Source organism: Protofrankia sp. CiP1_Cm_nod3 (assembly GCF_982290655.1).
Genome location: NZ_CEVIVD010000027.1, coordinates 38,987 through 39,437, shown reverse-complemented (window position 1 = coordinate 39,437; position 451 = coordinate 38,987). Strand labels below are relative to the sequence as shown.

The window sequence follows — 451 nt, the reverse complement described above, 5'->3', positions numbered from 1 at the left end:
ACCGAGCCGGCCGACAGCGCTGGGCCGCCTGACAGTACCGAGCCGACCGACAGAAGGCGACGGAGACGGACACGATGACCAGCGGGGGAACGTCCGCGATACCGGTGCTCGAGCGCGCCGACGAGGCGCGCCGCCGCGTGCTGCTGGCGAGCGGCCGCAACGGCATCGACCACCTGGAGGTCTACAGCGACACGTCGGCCGGGTTCGGCGCCGACGGGCTGGACGCCCAGCGCTACCTGCACGTCCACTTCGTCCGGCCGCTCGGGACGCGCGCGGACGCGCTGGTCACCGAACTGCTCGACCGGCCCGGCCGCTGCGTCGTCACCGGCGGCACCCGCGTCCGGGAGCTGCGCGTCGTCGCCGTCCACGCCGTCGCGGACACGGCCGGCCCCGCCGGCCCGAGCGGCCCCGTCAGCCCAATCGGCGCACTCGGCGCACTCGGCGCACTCGG

General features: G+C 76.1%; 1 protein-coding gene. It reads left to right on the top strand.

Going from position 1 to position 451, the window contains the following annotated elements; genetic code table 11:
• Positions 1–74 precede the first annotated feature (74 nt).
• Positions 75–451 (top strand): hypothetical protein (locus AC5LUJ_RS08110; protein WP_493464721.1); only part of this gene is annotated, 377 nt, incomplete at its 3' end.